This is a genomic window from Deinococcus pimensis DSM 21231 (assembly GCF_000519345.1).
Classification (GTDB): Bacteria; Deinococcota; Deinococci; order Deinococcales; family Deinococcaceae; genus Deinococcus_A; species Deinococcus_A pimensis.
Map to the genome: position 1 here is coordinate 193,056 of NZ_KI912671.1, position 17,459 is coordinate 210,514.

Here is a 17,459-nt window from a genome sequence, read left to right on the forward strand (position 1 = left end):
GTCAGGTCGATCGTGGGTGGCTCGGCCGGTTCCTGGGCTGAAGGCAGGGGGCGGGCGGGCTGCCGCGACCTTCGAAGCGCCGCGTCGGGATGGCTGGCATCATGACGCTCGTCGGCGTGAAGTGCAGGTGGTCCACGGGGTGCGTCAGCACCCAGTCGTGCGCGACGCGCGTCTTGAGCGTCATGAGGTCGTCCGGCACGACGTGCACGTCCAGATCCTGACGTACCCATCGTGCGGACCTTCCTGAAGTGGGTCGGCGGTACGTGCCCTTCCCCGTCGGTGAGGCCGTCAGCTCCGCCCGCTCGTCGCCGCGCCGCGCCGCGCCTCCACGGTGCGGCGCCGCCCCTGGGGCGGCGCCTGCTCCTGCGTGTGTTGCCGGTCGCTTACGGCAGGCGGACGCCGACGTTGTCCTGCACGGTGAGGCTGTCGAGCGTTCCCATGCCGTCCTCGTCGAACGCGCTCGTGAGTCCCGCGTTGCTCACGGTGTTGCCCGTGAAGTTCAGGACGCTGAGGTGTCCGGTCGCGCCCTGAACGGCGGAGAGGCTCAGGCCCTGGTCGTCGCCGGTGGGGCCGCCGCCGCTGAACAGGTGGAGGGTGTTCGCGGTGACGGTCGCGGTGGCCTGGACCGCGGTGAACGCGGCGGTACCGGAGCTCGTCAGGGTGTTGTCCTTGACGGTCGCGGCGCCCCAGCCGAGCGACATCGCCGTCGTGGACGTGCGTCCGCCCAGCGTGACGATGGTGTTGCCGGTGACCGTGACGGTCTGCGGGGCGTCGGAGCTCGCGAAGGTGTCGGCCATGAGCTTGAAGCTGGCGAAGGTGCGGGTGTCGAGGGTGGGGTGGGTGTCGCGGATGGTGATGGTGTTGTCGGTGAGGACGCAGGTGTTCGCGTGGTTGCAGCGCGCTTCTACGCGGGGGCTGTTGTTGCCGGTGACGTCGACGGTGTTCTTCGACCAGGCGAAGTCATCCCTCGCGGTTTCGGCGTACAGTTTTCCGTCGAGCTTGAAGGTGTTGTTGCTGACGTCGAGGCGTCCCGGCGTGTGGTTGCCCGCGACGTCGGTGTAGAGCCACAGGATGCCCTGGCTGGGCGTGTCGAGCTTGCTGCTGTCGCCGGAGATGACCTCGATGTGGGGGTTGTCCTTGACGACGACCTGCCCACTGCCGGAGTGGACGTCCATGCGGTAGTCCGACTTGAGGGTGGTGTTGTTCTGCACCGTGACCGTACCGAGGTGGTTGTTGTAGATGTTGAGCGTGCCGAGGTTCACGCCGTCCGGTCCGTCGCCCGCGGACACTTCCTTGTTTCCGGTGAGGGTGACGTGGTTCACGGGGATGGCATTGTTGTAGGTGGTGCCGGCGGTGAGGTCGAGGGTGTCGTCGGCGTGGATGAGCGTGTTGTCCTGGATGTTCAGGTTGCCCGCGGCGGAGGTGATGCCCAGGCTGGAGGTGAACGCGGCGCCCCTGCTCGGCGCGCTGACGTTGACGCTGCTGCCGGTGATGTCGACGTCGCCGAGGGTGCTGCTGATCTGCAGGCCGTTGGAGCACCACGCGCTGCACAGACCGAAGGCGTCGACGGTGAGCTTGCCGCCGTGCACCTCGACGTCGTCCAGTGACGTCCTGACGTTCATCCTGCCGTTGGAGGTGAGGGTGCTGCGATTGATCCGGATCTTGCCGAGCGTCGCGATGTCCAGCGTGGCGCCCCACTGGGCGGCGGGGTTCTGTTCGAGCACGTTGAGGTCGCTGTCCTCGACGGTGAGGTTGGTCGCGGTGAGCTCGGCGTTCTGGTGCAGGTCGGCGCGGCTGTGCGTGAAGGTGAGGTCCGTGCTGATGACGTTGCTCCGGAAGGATCCGGTGGTGCTGGTCGAGCCGATCAGGGCGACGTGATCGAACGAGAGGCTGCTGGGTGCCCGGGTGGTCACGCTTTGCGTGTGGATCGTGGCGTCGGCGGCGGACGGGGAGGTGAGCAGCGCTCGCGAGGTTCCTCCGGCGGCCGCCGCTGGGTTCGAGGTGCGGGCCGCGCCGAGGGGGGACTGTGTGCTGGCGTGGCTGACGTCGGTTCGTGACGCGGTGACGTCGAACTGGTCGCCGACGAAGGTGAGGCGCTTCATCTCGACGTGCGCGTCGCCGTTGACGACGAAGCGGACGTTGCCGTTCACCCTGGTCTGGTCCGGTCCGGCGCCGTGGAGGGTCTTGTTGTCGATGACGAGCGTGGCGCCGGCGCTGGTGTACTCGCGGGCGCCGAGGATCAGCGCGGCGTGGTCGGGCAGCGCGTCGAGCGCGGTCTGGATGTCGTTGGTGGTGCTGGCCGCGGGGTTGAGCTTCGCGCCCACGAACAGTGGCGTGGGGACGGTGAGGGTCTTGCCGTTCACGGTGAGGGTGACCTGGTTGTCGCCCCAGGCGGCGGTGTCGGGTACGGTGAAGGTGACGTCGGTGTCGGTCCAGGTGACGTTGGTGGCGTCGGCGTCGCCGACCTTGACGTGGTCGCCGGTGGCGAGGTGGGCGCCGTGGAGGGTGATGGGTTCGCCGCGGGCGGCGGGGTTCAGGGTGTCGGCGTCGAGGGTCGCGTCGGGTGCGGGCGGCGTGGGCGGTGGGGGCGGGTCGGAGTGGCCGCAGGCGGACAGCAGCGCGGCGGTGAGGACGAGGGTGAGTGTGGGGGTGTGGCGGCGTGGGTGCATGAGGGTCTCCTTGTGTGCGCGGTCTGGGCGTGCGGGGAGGTCGGCGTCGTTGACGACCTCCCCGTCCCTGAGGTTGACGTGAGCAAGGTAAACGGTTCCTCATGATTGGTTCGTGATCGCCCCGCGCCGACGTGACGGCGGCGCTCGCGAACGTGCACAGCCCGGGGCGGCAGGAACGGCCGTCCGGCCCGGCTGTCCCCGAAGGGAGCGTCGGAGCGTGTTCGGTCAAGCGTGCGGACGTCGCCGGTACCGCCGCGCAACCGAATCAGGAGAACGAGATCATCGGCGACGGTGCGGCCACCGCGCGGCCTGGATCGTCGTCCTGCGGGCCGGGCGTGAGGCCGAGGGCGGGACGTTCCGCCGAAGCGCACGTGCGCCGCGCGGCCCGCCCTCGTCCTGATACGGTGTGCACACCATGAAGAACCTGAACCTGCTGTTCGCCGCCACGCTCCTCCTCGCGGGCTGCGCGGGCCCCGGCGCGCCTCGACCCGAGACGCCTCAGGCGCTCGGCGCGCTCGGCGAGACCGTCACGCTCACCGGCCTCCTCACGGGCGCGACCGCGCAGGAAACGAAGCTCGGCCTGCTCCTCCAGAACCGCAGTCTCACCCGCGCCCCCACCGAATTCGTTCCCGCCGGAGTCGTCCACGACGACGGCACCTTCCGGCTCGACCTGCCCGGCGCGGACGTCATGACGCCCTACCTCAACAGCCTCTCCGAAGCGAAACTCGACCGGACGGACTGCTCGACGTTCACGCTGAACTACGAACCGGACGACTTCAAGCTCAAGACCGCCTTCGGCCTCGCCACGAAGACCGCCGATTCCACGGCGCTGCTCGACCGCTTCTACTACGGCATGCTCTCCGGCACGTCCAGAACCACCGAGCTTCCGCGTGACACGCAGATCCTGAACTTCACGTTCGTCGACCGTGACGTCCGCGTGACCGGTGAGACCCTGTGCACGTACACGACCGACACGCGAACCTACCAGGGCCGCTTCACGTACGACGAGACCCTGCGCAAAGGCTGGAACGCGGTGACCCGCACCACCCGGGAGACGGACGCGACCGTCGACGTGACGGTCAGGACGACGACGCTGCCCACCCAGACGAACCTCGCCTGGACGGCCGACGGCAGCTGGACGGTCCATTGAGCGGCCCCGCATTTAGGTGACCCCGGTGCGGGTTTCCGTTGCCTTCCCGCTGACGCACAATGCCCGTATGTCGAATCAACCGAAACCACGCTCGTCCCTGCGCGACAACCTGCGCTTTTGGCTGCTCCAGGGCCAGCCCAAGGAACGAGAGGGCTTCTACGAGGACGAGCAGCAGGCGCACACGCAGCACCACACGCAACCCTGGTGGAAGGTCATGTGCCTCACCGGCGTCGACTACTTCAGCACGCTGGGGTATCAGCCGGGCATCGCCGCGCTCGCCGCGATCACCGCCGGCACCCTCGCGCTCTCCCCCGTCGCGACGCTCGTGCTGGTCCTCGTCACGCTCTTCGGCGCGCTGCCGATGTACCGCAGCGTCGCCGGGGAAAGTCCGCACGGCGACGGCAGCATCAGCATGCTCGAACGCCTCCTGCGGCGCTGGCAGAGCAAGCTGCTGGTGCTGATCCTGCTCGGCTTCGTCGCGACGGGCTTCATCATCACGATCACGCTCAGCGCGGCGGACGCGGCCGCGCACGTCGTGGAGAACCCGTTTCTCCACCCGATCGTCGACGGGTGGAACGTCCCGATCACGCTGACGCTGATCCTGCTGCTCGGCGGAGTGTTCCTGCTGGGATTCAGCGAGGCGATCGGCATCGCCGTCGTGCTCGTCGTCGTGTACCTCGGCCTGAACCTCGTGGTGGTGGGAGACGCCCTGCGCGAGGTCGTCACGCACCCCACGCTGCTGTCGAACTGGGCGCGGTCGCTCCTGTCCACGTACGTCAGTCCGCTCGCGGTGATCGGCGCGGCCCTGCTGGTCTTCCCCCGCCTCGCGCTGGGCCTGTCGGGCTTCGAGACGGGCGTCGTCGTGATGCCCCTCGTGAAGGGCGACGCGGGCGACACGGAAGCGCACCCGAAGGGCCGCATCAAGAGCGCCCGCCTGCTCCTCACCACCGCCGCGCTCATCATGAGCGTCCTGCTGATCGGCTCGTCCTTCGCGACCACCCTCCTGATTCCCGCCGCGCAGTTCCAGCCGGGCGGCGAGGCGAACGGACGCGCGCTGGCGTACCTCGCGCACGAACGGCTCGGGGAGGTGTTCGGCACCGCGTACGACGTCAGCACCATCCTGATCCTGTGGTTCGCGGGCGCGAGCGCCATGGCGGGCCTCTTGAACATCGTGCCGCGCTACCTGCCGAGGTACGGCATGGCGCCCGACTGGGCGCGCGCGACGCGGCCGCTCGTGCTGATCTACACCTTCGTGTGCGTGCTGATCACCCTGATCTTCCGCGCGGACGTCAACGCGCAGGCCGCGGCGTACGCGACAGGCGTCCTCGTCCTGATCGGCAGCGCGAGCGTCGCCGTGACGCTCTCCGCCGTCCGTAGACGCGCCCGCGTCGAGATCTTCTGGTTCGGACTGGTCAGCCTGATCTTCGGCTACACCCTGATCGTCACGTTCATCGACGACCTCAGCGGCCTGCGGCTCGGGGCCTTCTTCATCCTCGCGATCATCGTGGTGTCCGTCGTCTCGCGCGTGCTGCGGTCCTTCGAGCTCCGCACCGAACGGGTCGAACTCGACGCGGAGGCGCGACGACTGCTCAACCGGGCCGCGGCTTCCGGCGAGCTCCGATTCATCGCGAACGAACTCAACGCGGGCGACGTCGCGGAGTACGCCGAGAAGGAACACGAGGTCCGCACGGACACGCACCTGCCGAACGGCGTGCCGTTCCTGTTCCTAGAAGTGCGCGTCGCGGACCCCAGCGAGTTCGCGGACGTGCTGGAGGTCCGAGGGGTGGAGGTGGGCGGATACCGGATCCTGCGACTGGAGTCGAGCGCGGTGCCCAACGCGATCGCGTCGTTCCTGCTGCACGTGCGTGACACGTACGGCGTGCAGCCGCACGTGTACTTCGAGTGGATCGAGGAGAGTCCGGTCACGGCGGCGGTGCGGTTCCTGGTGTTGGGCGAGGGGGACATCGCGCCGCTCACGCACGAGGTGCTGCGCCGCGCGGTGCGGAACCCGGAACTGCGGCCCGTCGTGCACGTCGGCGGGTAGACTCGGAGGATCAGTCCTCGTCCCGAAAGTCGCCGAACGGCCGGTCCCGCAGGGTCAGGAACGTCAGCAGCCGCGCGGTCAGCGCGAACAGCGGGAACGAGCGCCACGAGCCCGATCAGCCGGACCACCCTGCCCACGGCGAAGCTCGCCCCTGCGGTCATCGACAGAACGACCGTGAGCAGCACCAGGCGTGAAGGCGACACCCTCCCAGGGTAAGCCTGACGTGCGGCGAGGTCGCCAACACTGCCGGTATGAGCAGGTTGGAGGACACGCGGCCCCCGTGGCAGGTGACGCTCGGGAACGTCGTCTTCGAGAGCGACACCCGCGCGGGCCGCGGAGACTGCCTTCACCCTGGCGTTCACCGTGGAGTACTTCCTGCGGCTCGTGTCGGCGCGGCGCTGGTGGCGCTACGCGCTGAGCCCGCTCGGATTCGTCGACCTCGTCGCGATCCTGCCCGCGTACCTCGTGCTGTTCCTGCCGGGCGCGCAGTACCTCCTCGTGATCCGCGCGCTGCGCCTGCTGCGGACCTTCCGGATTCTCAAGCTCACGTGCTACCTCAGCGAGGCGAACCTGCTCACGAGCGCGCTGCGCGCGAGCAGCGCGAAGATCGTGGTGTTCCTCGCGACGGCCTGCCCGCACGTACCTCCAGACGATGATCACCCTCGCGTCCGCCTCGCTCGGTCTGATCGCGGCGCTCGCGTGGAACGAAGCGATCCGCACCACCATCCGCGTGGTGTTCAACACGGGTGACAGTCTCGCCGGCCTGTACACCAACGCGATCCTCGCGACCGTCCTCGCGGTGGTGGTGCTCGCCGACCTCGCGCGGCTCGCCGCTCGTGTCGGCGGGGACGCCGCGATCGCGCGTGAAGTGGAAGGATGACCGCTTCGTGGTGGACGCGTCGAGGACCCCGCCGATCCGGTCGAGCAGATCAAGCCCGCGTGGTGAGGCGGCCGTTCTGCTCGGCCCGTCCGGGCGCTTTCGACGACACCTCCGTCCGCAGAACCCCGCGTTCCCGCGGCTCGCGTGCGACACGCCGCTTCTCGGGTTCGGCGTCGGTGACGTCGTCCTCCAGCGCTTGACGCACGAGCACAATGTGTCCGGACACGTGGCGAAAGGTTCGTCGCGCCCGGCGTCACCACCAGCCGCGCCGTTTGAAGTACCAGCCGAGCGCCACGGCCACCGTGACGAAGCTCGCCCACGCCATGAGGTACCCGTACCGCCAGTGCAGTTCCGGCATGAACCGGTAGTTCATGCCCCACACGCCCGCGAGGAACGTGAGCGGCAGGAAGATCGCGGAGACCACCGTCAGGGTCTTCACGACGTCGTTCACGCGCGCCTGCTGCACGCTCAGGTTGACGTTGAGGACGTTCGAGAGTACCTCACGGGTGCTGTCGAGGCTTTCGTAGACGCGGCTGAGGTTGTCCACGACGTCCCGGAAGTACAGCGCGATCTCCTGCGCCTGCCCCTGCACCGCCGCGCTGGGCGCGCCTCCCTGGCCGGCGTTGCCCGCGGTGACGAGCGCGTGCCGGGAGAACGCCGCGATCGCCTCACGAGCGTTGCTGGCGAGGCGACGGACGTTCATGATCAGGTGCTGGTACCGGAAGATCTGCTGCGCGAGGTCCTCGGTGCGGCGCTCGGTGAACATCGCTTCCTCCAGGCTGAGGGTGCGGTCCTGGAGGGCGTCGGTGAACTCGAAGAAGGTGTCGGTGCCGTAGCTGAGCAGAGTGTAGATCAGGCGTTCCTCGCTGCCGTGCGAGAGTCCTTCGAATTCATGCCAGGTCTTGTCGAGGTAGTCGACGTCGTGGAGGCGGATGGTGAGCAGGGTGTCCGTCCTGGGGTACCAGAAGAGGCTGACGCGTTCGGTGTCGTCAGTACACGCGTCGGGCTGGTCGAGGGTGCGGAACACGAGGAAGATGTGTTCGGGGTACAGCTCGAAGCGGCTCCACTGGCCGTGCGTGAGGGCGTCTTCGAGGGCGAGGGGGTTGAGGGCGAAGGCATGCTCGAGCTGCTCGACCTCGTCGGGGGTGGGGGCCTGCACGTCCACCCAGATGCTGGGCTGACCGCCCTGCCAGTGGACGGGTTCGGTGTCGAGCAGACTCATCGCGCGGATCATGCGCTCAGTGTAAGGACCGGTGCGGAGGGCCCTTGACCTCCGGCCGAGGGTCGGCCTCGTGTTGCCGCTCGGTCCTCAGAGGATTTTCTGACTCTGAGTGCGTCTTGATCGTGGTGGTTGTCCGTCCGGGTCTACCTCGGATCGACAACCTGGACCATCACCTCGCCGTCCGCTCCGCCCTCGAACGTACCAGCAGCACGACCAGCAACCCCACCACCGCTCCCAGCAGCGTCTCCACCACCCGCGCCCACACCAGTTCCCCCACGGAGCCCGGAGACGCGAGCCGCGCCATCATGAGCGCCAACGGCGTCACGAACACCAGCCCCACGCTGTAGTTCCGAGCGATGAACAACTCCGCGAGGAATTGCAACCCCACGATCCACAACACCGACGCCAGCGGCGACCACGACACATGCAACAGCACGGCCGCTCCCCCCGCACCACCCAGGGTGCCCAGCACGCGCTGCACTGCCCGCTGCACCCGCCCACGCTGGTCCTGCATGGAGATCGGCGCGACCGCCGCGACCATCGCCCACGGACTGTGCCCCACCCCCGACACCATCCCTGCCACGCCACCCGCGAACGCCGCCACGACATGCCGCAGGCCGTGCCAGCTCAACTCCGACTCCGGGAGCGGCGCTGACACCGGCACCGACAGTTCCTCCGGCCTGAGGCGTCCGGACAGCAGTGCGCCCAGCACGCCCAGCAGCACGCTCAGGGCGGCCGTCACGCCCGCCACGGCCATCGCCTCGCCGAACGGCGCGGGTGTCCGGACGCTCGCGACCGTCACCACCGCGAAGGTGAAGAACAACGACCCGGCGGGCCGGAGCCCCAACGCCGCCGCCAGCACCGCGCCCACCGCCGACACCACCGCGCCCGCCAGCACCACCCCCCACGGGGAGACGCCCGCGTCCGCCAGCACCACGCCCAACGCCACGCACGCGAGCAGCAACGAAGCGGCCTGCGCCTGGTGCCGTACGCGCGCCCCGAGCGGCTCGTGTCGCGCGTACACTCCCGTGAACGCCGCGAAGGACGCGTACACCGCCAGGTCCGGGCGACCCAGCGTGACGAGCAGCCCGAGCGGAACGGCGACGCCCAGCGCGATCCGCGCGGCCGGCAGGTGATCGTGCCGCGCGGGCGCGAAGCGCAGCAGGTCACGCAGGAACGTCACCGGAACCCACCCGAACCACGTGCGTGCCACGTCCACGCGTCCAGCGGCACGGCCCGCGCACCCGCTGCTCGCCCCCACGGCGCATCAGTCATCGTCCGTCCAGCGTACCGCCGGAGCCGACGGCAGCGCGGCTCCCGACCGGAACCGTTCCACGTCGTGATGACGGCTGCCGTTCGCCACCCACCGCCCTGGCATGTTCGACGAGACGCGCGGCTCCCCCACATGCGCCTTCACCCAGTCGGTCACGTGCCCGAGCTCCTCCTCGCTTCGGGAAGGCAGCACGAGCTGCGACGCCCTGCCGACCGCCTGGACGTGCACCCCTCCCGAATTCCAGCCCGGCGGGGCGACCTCCATCGTCCTGATCATCACCTCGGCGGGGACGTCGACGTCCACGACGTGCGCGTGGGTCGCGACCAACAGCAGTCCCGTCGAGACGACCCGGGGCAGCCAGCGGGCGTTCACCCGCAGGTGCGCCCGCACCAGCTCCGCCGGGTACCGTTCGCTGAGCGTCCGTGCGAGCCGCAGCGTCGCCTCGCGGGAGGCGTCCGGCAGCACCAGCTCCACGTGGTCGTCCGTCAGGTCCACGTGCGTGACCTCCGGGGTGGGCAGACAGGCCATCAGCGTGGAGGCGCTGACGCCGGGCGTGCTCACGCTGATGAGGTTGAGGGTCTTGCGGATCACGTGGGCTCACCTCGACAGGAGGACGGGACGGCGCGCGCGTGGCGTGTTCGTCATGATACGGACCTGCTCGCGCGCGCGGGTCGACTCTCCACCCTTCCCACGGGCAGCGCCACGGTGACGGTCGTACCGACGCCCGGCGCGCTCTCGATCATGACGCGTCCACCGTGCGCCTCCACGACGCTCCGCACGATCGTCAGGCCGAGGCCGCTGCCGCCCGCCACGCGCGCCTCGTCCGCGCGGTATTGCCGGTCGAACACGAAGGCCAGCTGCGCCTCCGCGATGCCGACGCCCGTGTCGCGGACCGAGAGGACCGCGCGTGCGTCCTCGTGTCGGACGTCCACGTGCACGTTTCCACCCTCGGGCGTGTACGCCAGCGCGTTGTCCAGCAGGTTCCGCAGCACCCGCGTCACCTGCCGCGCGTCCACCTTCGCGACGAGCGCGCCCTTCGGCACGGACACACCCAGCGTCACACCCCTGCCCTTCGCCGCGTCCTGTACGCTGCTGACCGCCTCACGCGCGAGCACGCTCAGGTCCTCCTCGCGCGGGTCCAGCCTGAGCTCGCCCGCGTCCGCGAGCGACAGGAAGCGCAGGTCCCCCACGAGGGCCGACACGTGCCGCGTCTCCCGCTGGAGTCGCGCGAGACGCTCGGGCGTCACCCGGAACGTGCCGTCCAGCATGCCTTCCAGCGTGCCGGACATGACGCTCAGCGGGTGTTGAGGTCATGCGCGAGGTTCGCCGTGAGCTGCCGCTGCGCCCGCTGGTTCCGCGCGACCGATTCGTGCATCTCGTGGAACGCCGAGAGCACCTCCCCGAACTCGTCCGTCCGACCCCGAGGGGCCATCCCGGGCGCCTCCCCACGCCGCATCCGCCGGATGCCCTGACCGAGGTCATCCAGCGGCGCGAGCAGGACCCGCGCGAGCAGCACGCCCAGCGTGACCGCCGCGAGCACCGAGCCGAGCATCGCCCACACGATCGCCCCCGTCGTGCGCGTCAAGAACGTCCGGCCCTGCGGATCCGGCGCCTGCGGGATGAAGGTTGGGGCGACGTACGCGACCAGTCGCCCACCATGCACGACGGGCAGCGCGCTCGCCGCCCGCTCCCCGGCCAGGACCGTCCCGGCGGGCATGCCCGGCAGCGTGTACAGCCCTGCCCGCCCGCCGTCGCCGCCCCCTGAGCGCCGTCCTGATCGACCTCGTCCTGAACACCTTCACCTTCGTCGCGTTCCTCCTCGCGATGCAGCCGCACGGAACCGGCATTCCCGTGCACGAGTGGGGCAGCGCGCTGCTCGCCGTCGCGATCGTCGCGCACCTCGTCCTGCACTGGGAGTGGATCGTCGGCATCTCCCGCAAGCTCATGGGACCCCTTCCGTTGGAGACCCGGCTGAACTGCCTCCTGAACGTCGCGTTCTTCGTGGACATGACGCTGATCATCTTCAGCGGGCTGATGATCTCCAGGGCGGTGCTGCCCGCGCTGGGCCTGAGCGTGGACGAGCACGCCGGCCCCTGGCGGCGGCTGCACGGCGTCTCGGCGGACGCGGGCGTGGTGATCCTCGCGCTGCACGTCGCGATGCATCGCAGGTGGATCGTGGGCGCCCTGCGCAGGTACGTGTGGGGCCGCTTCACCCGCCCCGCGAAGGGCACGCGCTGATCGCGCCTTTCGTGAAGGACGACGCGCCTCCCCACGAATGGCTTGTCAGAAAGGGATGGTCACCCTCTCGCCGGATGATGCGTCCCGACAGGTGCGAGGGGCGCCCTTGACCTTCCCGCCACTGGAACCCGTAGCGTGCGAGGCATGCAGGCCCGCTTGACCATCTCCCGCTTCGCCGTTCTCACAGGACTGTCCGCCAAGACCCTCCGGTACTACGACGACATCGACCTGCTCCGCCCCGACCACGTCGATCTACTCAGCGGGTATCGCCTCTACAGCGTCGCGCAGCTTCAGCGCGCCGTGCATATCCGGCGCTGGCGGGAACTGGGCCTGCCGCTCGACGAGATTCGAACGCTGCTCGACCAGCCCATGCTCGCCCGGGAGGTGCTCGCGCGTCACGAACACCGGCTCATCCGTGAGATTCACCAGCGTCAAGCGTCCCTCGCGCACCTGCGCCGCCTGTTGAAGGAGGACCCTATGGAGTACCGCGTCGAACACCTCGCCCCACGTCAGATCCTCACGATCCGGACGCGGCTCGTGCCGCCACACTACGAGGTCATTCCCGAGGCGCTCCGGGACCTCGTGGCGTACCAGAAGGCCCGAGGGTACACGAACACCGCGCCGAGTTTTTTCGTGCATCACAACGACGACGAGGGCGAAGGCAGCCTCGTGGAGATCTGCGTGCCCGTCGAGGGTGTGGTGGCGCCGCAAGGTCGGGTCGAGGTGCGGACCTTCGAGGGCGGTCCGGCCTTCGTCGGGCGGTTCGTCGGTCCGTACGACCGGACGGGCGCGGCGTATTCGGTCGTGGTGGAGGAAGCGCTGCGGCGCGGGCTGCGCCTCACGGGCGTCACGGCGGAGTTCTATGTCAGAAGCATCCCGGACACACCGAACCCCGAGGAGTACGAGACAGACATCGCGTTCTTTCTTGACGAGACGAATGCGGAGAGTACTTCCGTCTGACCTTCGAGTGAGGACCTCTGGTCGTCGGGCTGGCCGATGGTGGTCCGGACTGCGCGGAGCAAGGGAAACGACAGATCGTTCCTGACAAGCCACTGATGGAGCGTCAATTTCGGTCTGTCAGTGAATTGCTCAGCTGATGCAGGTGGACGATAGCCCGATCAAGTAAGGGAAGTGAGGCAGTTCGATTTGTGACGGTTTGGTGGAACACAGGGGACGACCAATCCGCATCCCGGATGATATAAATGTGGAATTGCTCGTCGCCATACCAACCAACATCCAGAATGAAGCCTCCCTGGTACTCGACCTGCAGCAAATCCTCTTTCCGCCAGCCCTCGTCGTCGAGGTCCTTCCAGGCAGATTCAGCGTAGGTGATGTGCCCGTCTTGGAGGTTGATCGAGCCAAGTGGAGTTTCGAGCAACGTCATACATGCACCTTACCTTCTCGAATTGCTTTGACAAACAAAACTTGACAGCTACTAAGAGCCTGTTTCACGACCGCCATACACTGCCGAGCGCTGTTGAGAGGCCAATGAGCCGTGGGAACATTCCTGGCGGTAGCATCAGACGTGCGTGTGACCCAGATTCCTTCTACCTCGTCACCTGATAGGTCCCCATGATCGTCGAGAAGCTTCTCCCCGTCCTCGGGGGCGACTGGCACCGGATCGCTGCCGCTGTGGGTGACCAGGTCGTCGCGGGTGCTCGTACCGAAGATGGGCTGGTCGAAGGAAGTCGCTACGTGTTCCTTCCCAACGGCATCGACCTGGTGCTCGAAGACGAGAAGGTCGCGTCTATCGTCTTCTATGTCCGGCGTGACGGCGACGTCGAGTACCGGGACGTCGTGCTGCCCTTTGGACTCACGACCTCCATGTGCCGCGCGGAGGTCACCGAGCTCCTTGGCCGACCCACTCGGACGATGGATCCCGCTCAAGAGATCCCTGGGCTCTTCTTCGCGAAGCCCTTCGACATGTTCGACATCGGGGAGTATCGAGTTCACGTGGACTACGCAGCGCTGGAGGATGGTGCCCTCCCGATCACCGTTCACTTCTCCCGCCCATCTGTTGCACTCAACTGAAGTCCACGCGGGAACAGCGTCACGCCCTGCGTTCATGACCTCGCCGTAGCGTCATTGGATGGTCGAAACCCTTGTCCCCGACCGTCTCTGGCACACGATCCAACCACTTCTGCCCGTCACGCCCAGACCTAAAGGCGGCGGGCAGTTCGCCTGCCCTCGTGCCGCTCTCGCTGGGATCATCTACGTGCTCAAGGAAGGCATCCGCTGGAATGCTCTGCCCAAGGGCTACGGGTTCCCCAGTGGCGTCACCTGTTGGCGACGGCTCCGTGACTGGCAGGCCGCGGGTGTATGGCAAGCGCTTCACCACGTGCTGCTCAACCAACTGCACGCCCTCGGGCTCGTCGACCTGAGCCGTTCGTCTCTCGACTCGGCCAGCGTCCGCGCCCTCAAAGGGGGGATCTCACCGGTCGCAATCCGACTGACCGAGGCAAGCTGGGCACCAAGCGCCACCTCATCGTGGACCGACAAGGTCTTCCTCTGGCGGTGCTTCTGACGGGCGCCAACACGCACGACAGCCTGATGTTCGACCCCCTCCTCGACGCGGTTCCACCGCTCAGGACGGGTCAGCGCGGGCGACCACGACAGCGGCCTGACGCAGTGCATGCCGACAAGGCCTTCGACTACCCGAGGTGCCGACGTTCCTGCCGTAAGCGGCACATCAAGGCTCGCATTGCACGTCGTGGCGTGGAGTCGAGCGAGCGACTCGGACGTCACCGTTGGGTCGTGAAACGAACCCTGTCGTGGCTCAATGGCTTTCGACGGCTTCGGTTGCGTGCTGAACGCAGTGCATCAGCCTTCTTGGCGCTTCACTTGTTAGGGTGCGCGTTGATCTGCTATCGGACGCTGTGCCGTCTTGACGGGTAGACCGGGCAGGTGCGCCAAGTGGACCGGTTTAAGCAGCACGAATTCGATCACGGCGAACAAACAGCAACGGTATGGTGCGAGCATGCGCCCAGCCCTCGTGATCCTGTTCGTGTTGCTCAATCTGGCGTTCGCGGGGGGCGCCGGCCCTCCTCTCAGTTCCTCCTCGGCCGCGTCTCCCCGCCCGGCCAAGGTGCCTGCCGTGCCCGGGGGAACCTCCCAATCCCAAATTTCACCCGGAATCGACCTTGTCAGCACAGGTGAGGTCGGACGGTACGTCGTCATCCTGGGCGAGTTCGGCAACACTCGAAGTGGCAGGCGGCAGCTTCGCATCATCGTGCGTTCAACTGTCAACAGGCAGACCGTGTGGCACCGCGACCTTGATGGGAGGTTTCTTGGGGCCGCGACCGGACCGCGGCGTGGTTGGCAGGTCATCGGGAACGTCTTGTGGGTGGGACGGATCTCCAACGCGGTGGACTGGACGAACGACATCGTCGGCTTCCGACTGTTGGACGGCCGCCAGTTGTGGGCGACGACGGCGACCGGCCTTCCGCTGGCCGGCAGTCACAGCGAACTGCTGTTTCGTCAGCGGAGAGCGACCGGCCTGGAGCGTGATCCGTCCATCATCCGGCTGTTGATCGTCCGCGCGGACACAGGCGCGCTGCGGTCCTTGGAGTTGGTGATTCCACCGCGTGCCGGGTGTGGGCAAATTGATGACGAACTGCTGGTGGAGAAGTGGCTTGAACACGCGGATGCGCGGCAGTTCGTGGCGCAGCGGTCCGATCGTTGTGGCTTTTTCACTGTAAGTTACGACTGGCATGGATTGTCCGATCAAGTACCGGTGGTCCGCTCCGTCAGGCCGTAGAGATTTAGCGCTTGATCGAGTCATATAGAGGCAACGCCGAACCGTGCGGGTGTGTTGTACTCGACATCTCTGATCGGTCGTGAAACAGGCTCTACGAGCCTGTTTCACGACCTGTCACTCTGCTTGCCGTGCCGTGCGGCAAGCCCTCCACCTGCCCGGTCGGTGACGCGCCAAGTCGCGAAACATCGCGTGACCCTCGGCGTTCATGAGCATCACGACGTCACGAGGATCACGGATGTTACACTCGCCTGAACCGGAGTCCCCGATCCTCTCGAAGGTCGTTCCCGCGCGAGCTTTCCCTGCCGGTACGCCGACCATCCCCGATCCGTCGAAGCCTTCCCGACGCCTCACGCCGCCGTCAGGAGGAATCCATGTCCGATGACGTCCCGACACGTCCCAAGGTCTTCCTTGACCTCGCCATCTCCCTCGACGGCTACCTCAGTGGACCCGACGGCGAGGACGGCGGTCTGCACGACTGGTACTTCGCTGAGCAGGGCGCGGCTGACGAGATCAAGCGCGAGCTGCTCGACCGGATCGGCGCGATGATCCTGGGACGCACAGCCTTCGGGACCGACCCAAACGGCTTCGACACCGAGTATCACGTGCCACACTTCATCCTGACCCACGCCACGCTTCCCAGCGTGGAGCGCGGTGGAGCCACGTTCCACTTCGTCACGGGAGGCGTAGATCACGCCCTGAGTTTGGCGCTCGCCGCAGCCGGAGACAAGGACGTGTGCGTCGCGGGAGGCGCGCTGACCGCTCGACAGTTCCTGAGCGCCGGGCTCCTCGACGAACTTCAGCTTCACGTCGCCCCGGTGTTGCTGGGTGGCGGCCTGCGCCTGTTCGAGCAGGCCGGGGAACGCACGCACCTGGAACGTGTGCGCGTCGTCGAATCTCGGCATGCAACACACGTCACCTACCAGGTCTTGAGGAAGGACGAGCCGACTGGCCCGCAGGTTCCTTCCTGACACGTCAAGCTTGACGCTCCTTCATCTGCCGCATGTCGTTGCGGCGAGCTGCAACTCGACGACGGCCGTTCCGCAGCAGCAAGGCGGGAGAGGCCGTGAAACATGGTCTAAGCGACCCGCCGGGGGGAGGTGCGCGTGGGCGTCTACGTGACGTTCCACCTCGGCGCCCCAGACGGGCTGTTCGCGCATTTCCTGTGCGCCCCGCTCGGCGCGTACCTCGCGTGGCTGGAAGCGAGCGTCGAGGCGTTCCCGGAGGACTTCCTCCCGGGCGCCGTGGACGTCCTGCGTGACCTCGTGCGGCGCGGCCGCCCCGCGCTGGAAGAGGCGGCCGCGCGCCGCCCGGACGTCCTTGACGACCTGCTGACCTGGTACTACCCGGACTTCGCGCTCCGCGAGCCGGCGGCGAGGCTGGAGAGCGCCTCGCCGACGATGCTGCCTGACCGCTTCTTCGAGACGCTCGAAAGCGTGCTGCGCGCGCGAAGCTCGATCGACGCGGCGGACCTGATGGCGTACCTCCCGACGGGCCGTGGAATCATCACCGGCGCGCCCCGCCACGCCCGGCTGACCGACCAGGACCCCGGACGGCTGTCCTTCTGGACGCTCGAGGAAGCGCGCCTCCTGCGAACGCTGCTGGACGGCCCGAGTGAAGCGGAGCATCTGACGCTCGACCCGGACCGTGCGGCGCTCCCGGCGGTGCACGAGGCGGTGACCCTGGCGGACGAGCGCGGCACGGGCCTGATCATCCCGGTCGGCTGACCGACCGGCCGCGCCGCAGGAGCCCTTGCCGTTCACGCGTCCGAGCGGGAGAATGACCGACCATGGGCCTCAACGCCAACGACGTCGACGTCGCCGCCATCGACCGGAAGCGGGAACAGGTCGGCCTCGCCGGACTCACCGAGGCCGAGCGGACCCTGTCGCTCGTCACCTGGACGGAGTACGAGGTCATCCTCGGCGGCCTCCGCGGCTTCTACCACAACTCCGCCGGAGACCACGCGGCCGAGGCGGTGCTGGCCTTCGAACGCCTCAGCGCCCGCCAGGTCGCCCGAGCACTTCGCGACGCGAACGCCGCGTTCCCGGACGGCGCGCCCCATCCCGAAAGCGACCTCCGCTTCGACCAGCTCGAACGCCTCGACGGGCCGGACGGCACCCTGCTCGACGACCTCACCGACGCCTACCACGCCGCCTCCGGGGAGCTCAGCTGCCTGACGGACCGCTTCATCGTCGAGCACGCGGCCGACCTCCCCTTCAGGATTTGAAG

The 17,459-nt window shown here is 67.9% G+C and carries 20 protein-coding genes; 12 read left to right on the forward strand and 8 right to left on the reverse strand.

Annotated features, from left to right (window positions below; all coding sequences use genetic code 11):
- Position 1: 1 nt before the first annotated feature.
- Both DEIPI_RS42305 and DEIPI_RS0120575 read right to left on the reverse strand, forming a co-directional pair.
- On the reverse strand, positions 2–208 hold the full coding sequence (locus DEIPI_RS42305; protein ID WP_027483017.1) for a hypothetical protein: 207 nt from the start codon (positions 206–208) through the stop codon (positions 2–4).
- Positions 209–383: 175 nt separating this feature from the next.
- Entirely contained in the window at positions 384–2,669 is a 2,286-nt protein-coding gene (locus DEIPI_RS0120575) for an IPT/TIG domain-containing protein (protein ID WP_027483018.1), read from the reverse strand.
- Positions 2,670–3,084: 415 nt separating this feature from the next.
- Here DEIPI_RS0120575 and DEIPI_RS0120580 point away from each other — a divergent pair, with 415 nt between their 5' ends.
- The 4 genes from DEIPI_RS0120580 to DEIPI_RS41625 all read left to right on the forward strand — a co-directional run bounded on the left by DEIPI_RS0120580 (position 3,085) and on the right by DEIPI_RS41625 (position 6,743).
- Complete coding sequence (locus DEIPI_RS0120580; RefSeq protein ID WP_157463849.1) at positions 3,085–3,819, forward strand: hypothetical protein; 735 nt, start codon at positions 3,085–3,087, stop codon at positions 3,817–3,819.
- 67 nt (positions 3,820–3,886) lie between these two features.
- Positions 3,887–5,863 (forward strand): APC family permease, encoded by a 1,977-nt coding sequence (locus DEIPI_RS0120585; protein ID WP_045234806.1) that lies wholly within the window; start codon positions 3,887–3,889, stop codon positions 5,861–5,863.
- A gap of 363 nt (positions 5,864–6,226) precedes the next feature.
- A complete protein-coding gene (locus DEIPI_RS36925) occupies positions 6,227–6,613 on the forward strand; it encodes an ion transporter (protein ID WP_027483021.1) in 387 nt (128 codons plus the stop codon).
- A complete protein-coding gene (locus tag DEIPI_RS41625) occupies positions 6,516–6,743 on the forward strand; it encodes a DUF5654 family protein (protein ID WP_045234807.1) in 228 nt (75 codons plus the stop codon). The genes DEIPI_RS36925 and DEIPI_RS41625 overlap by 98 nt, the downstream gene beginning before the upstream one ends.
- Before the next feature lie 253 nt (positions 6,744–6,996).
- Here DEIPI_RS41625 and DEIPI_RS0120605 read toward each other — a convergent pair whose 3' ends face one another.
- From DEIPI_RS0120605 to DEIPI_RS35860, 5 genes are all read right to left on the reverse strand, one after another.
- A complete protein-coding gene (locus tag DEIPI_RS0120605) occupies positions 6,997–7,977 on the reverse strand; it encodes a magnesium transporter CorA family protein (protein ID WP_027483022.1) in 981 nt (326 codons plus the stop codon).
- A gap of 157 nt (positions 7,978–8,134) precedes the next feature.
- Positions 8,135–9,178 carry an FUSC family protein gene (locus tag DEIPI_RS41945; protein WP_157463852.1) on the reverse strand — a complete coding sequence of 348 codons (1,044 nt, stop codon included), beginning with the start codon at positions 9,176–9,178 and terminating at the stop codon, positions 8,135–8,137.
- A gap of 54 nt (positions 9,179–9,232) precedes the next feature.
- Positions 9,233–9,829 (reverse strand): hypothetical protein, encoded by a 597-nt coding sequence (locus DEIPI_RS0120615; protein WP_027483024.1) that lies wholly within the window; start codon positions 9,827–9,829, stop codon positions 9,233–9,235.
- Positions 9,830–9,879: 50 nt separating this feature from the next.
- Complete coding sequence (locus tag DEIPI_RS33175; RefSeq protein WP_052351871.1) at positions 9,880–10,527, reverse strand: sensor histidine kinase; 648 nt, start codon at positions 10,525–10,527, stop codon at positions 9,880–9,882.
- A gap of 5 nt (positions 10,528–10,532) precedes the next feature.
- Positions 10,533–10,955, reverse strand: a complete 423-nt coding sequence (locus DEIPI_RS35860; RefSeq protein ID WP_052351872.1) for a HAMP domain-containing protein — start codon at positions 10,953–10,955, stop codon at positions 10,533–10,535.
- A 107-nt stretch (positions 10,956–11,062) separates the two neighbouring features.
- Between DEIPI_RS35860 and DEIPI_RS0120625 the strand changes: the two genes are divergently transcribed.
- Both DEIPI_RS0120625 and DEIPI_RS0120630 read left to right on the forward strand, forming a co-directional pair.
- Positions 11,063–11,476, forward strand: a complete 414-nt coding sequence (locus DEIPI_RS0120625; protein ID WP_052351873.1) for a DUF4405 domain-containing protein — start codon at positions 11,063–11,065, stop codon at positions 11,474–11,476.
- Between the two features lie 144 nt (positions 11,477–11,620).
- Complete coding sequence (locus DEIPI_RS0120630; protein WP_027483026.1) at positions 11,621–12,436, forward strand: MerR family transcriptional regulator; 816 nt, start codon at positions 11,621–11,623, stop codon at positions 12,434–12,436.
- 103 nt (positions 12,437–12,539) lie between these two features.
- Here DEIPI_RS0120630 and DEIPI_RS33180 read toward each other — a convergent pair whose 3' ends face one another.
- Positions 12,540–12,860, reverse strand: coding sequence for a hypothetical protein (locus DEIPI_RS33180; RefSeq protein WP_052351874.1), 321 nt, complete (start codon positions 12,858–12,860; stop codon positions 12,540–12,542).
- A gap of 188 nt (positions 12,861–13,048) precedes the next feature.
- Between DEIPI_RS33180 and DEIPI_RS0120640 the strand changes: the two genes are divergently transcribed.
- From DEIPI_RS0120640 to DEIPI_RS0120670, 6 genes are all read left to right on the forward strand, one after another.
- Positions 13,049–13,507 carry a hypothetical protein gene (locus DEIPI_RS0120640; RefSeq protein WP_027483027.1) on the forward strand — a complete coding sequence of 153 codons (459 nt, stop codon included), beginning with the start codon at positions 13,049–13,051 and terminating at the stop codon, positions 13,505–13,507.
- Positions 13,508–13,565: 58 nt separating this feature from the next.
- Positions 13,566–14,371, forward strand: a protein-coding gene (locus DEIPI_RS36930; RefSeq protein ID WP_425387890.1) for an IS5 family transposase whose coding sequence is annotated in 2 segments (ribosomal slippage) — positions 13,566–13,887 and positions 13,887–14,371 — 807 coding nt in all. Because the reading frame shifts where the segments join, the coding sequence is not laid out codon by codon here.
- Between the two features lie 82 nt (positions 14,372–14,453).
- A complete protein-coding gene (locus tag DEIPI_RS0120650; RefSeq protein ID WP_027483029.1) occupies positions 14,454–15,233 on the forward strand; it encodes a hypothetical protein in 780 nt (259 codons plus the stop codon).
- 371 nt (positions 15,234–15,604) lie between these two features.
- On the forward strand, positions 15,605–16,201 hold the full coding sequence (locus tag DEIPI_RS33185) for a dihydrofolate reductase family protein (RefSeq protein ID WP_045234808.1): 597 nt from the start codon (positions 15,605–15,607) through the stop codon (positions 16,199–16,201).
- A 135-nt stretch (positions 16,202–16,336) separates the two neighbouring features.
- Positions 16,337–16,957: a hypothetical protein gene (locus DEIPI_RS35865; RefSeq protein ID WP_052351875.1), complete on the forward strand. Its 621-nt coding sequence runs from the start codon at positions 16,337–16,339 to the stop codon at positions 16,955–16,957.
- A 62-nt stretch (positions 16,958–17,019) separates the two neighbouring features.
- On the forward strand, positions 17,020–17,457 hold the full coding sequence (locus DEIPI_RS0120670; RefSeq protein WP_027483031.1) for a DMP19 family protein: 438 nt from the start codon (positions 17,020–17,022) through the stop codon (positions 17,455–17,457).
- The last annotated feature ends 2 nt before the right edge of the window (positions 17,458–17,459 follow it).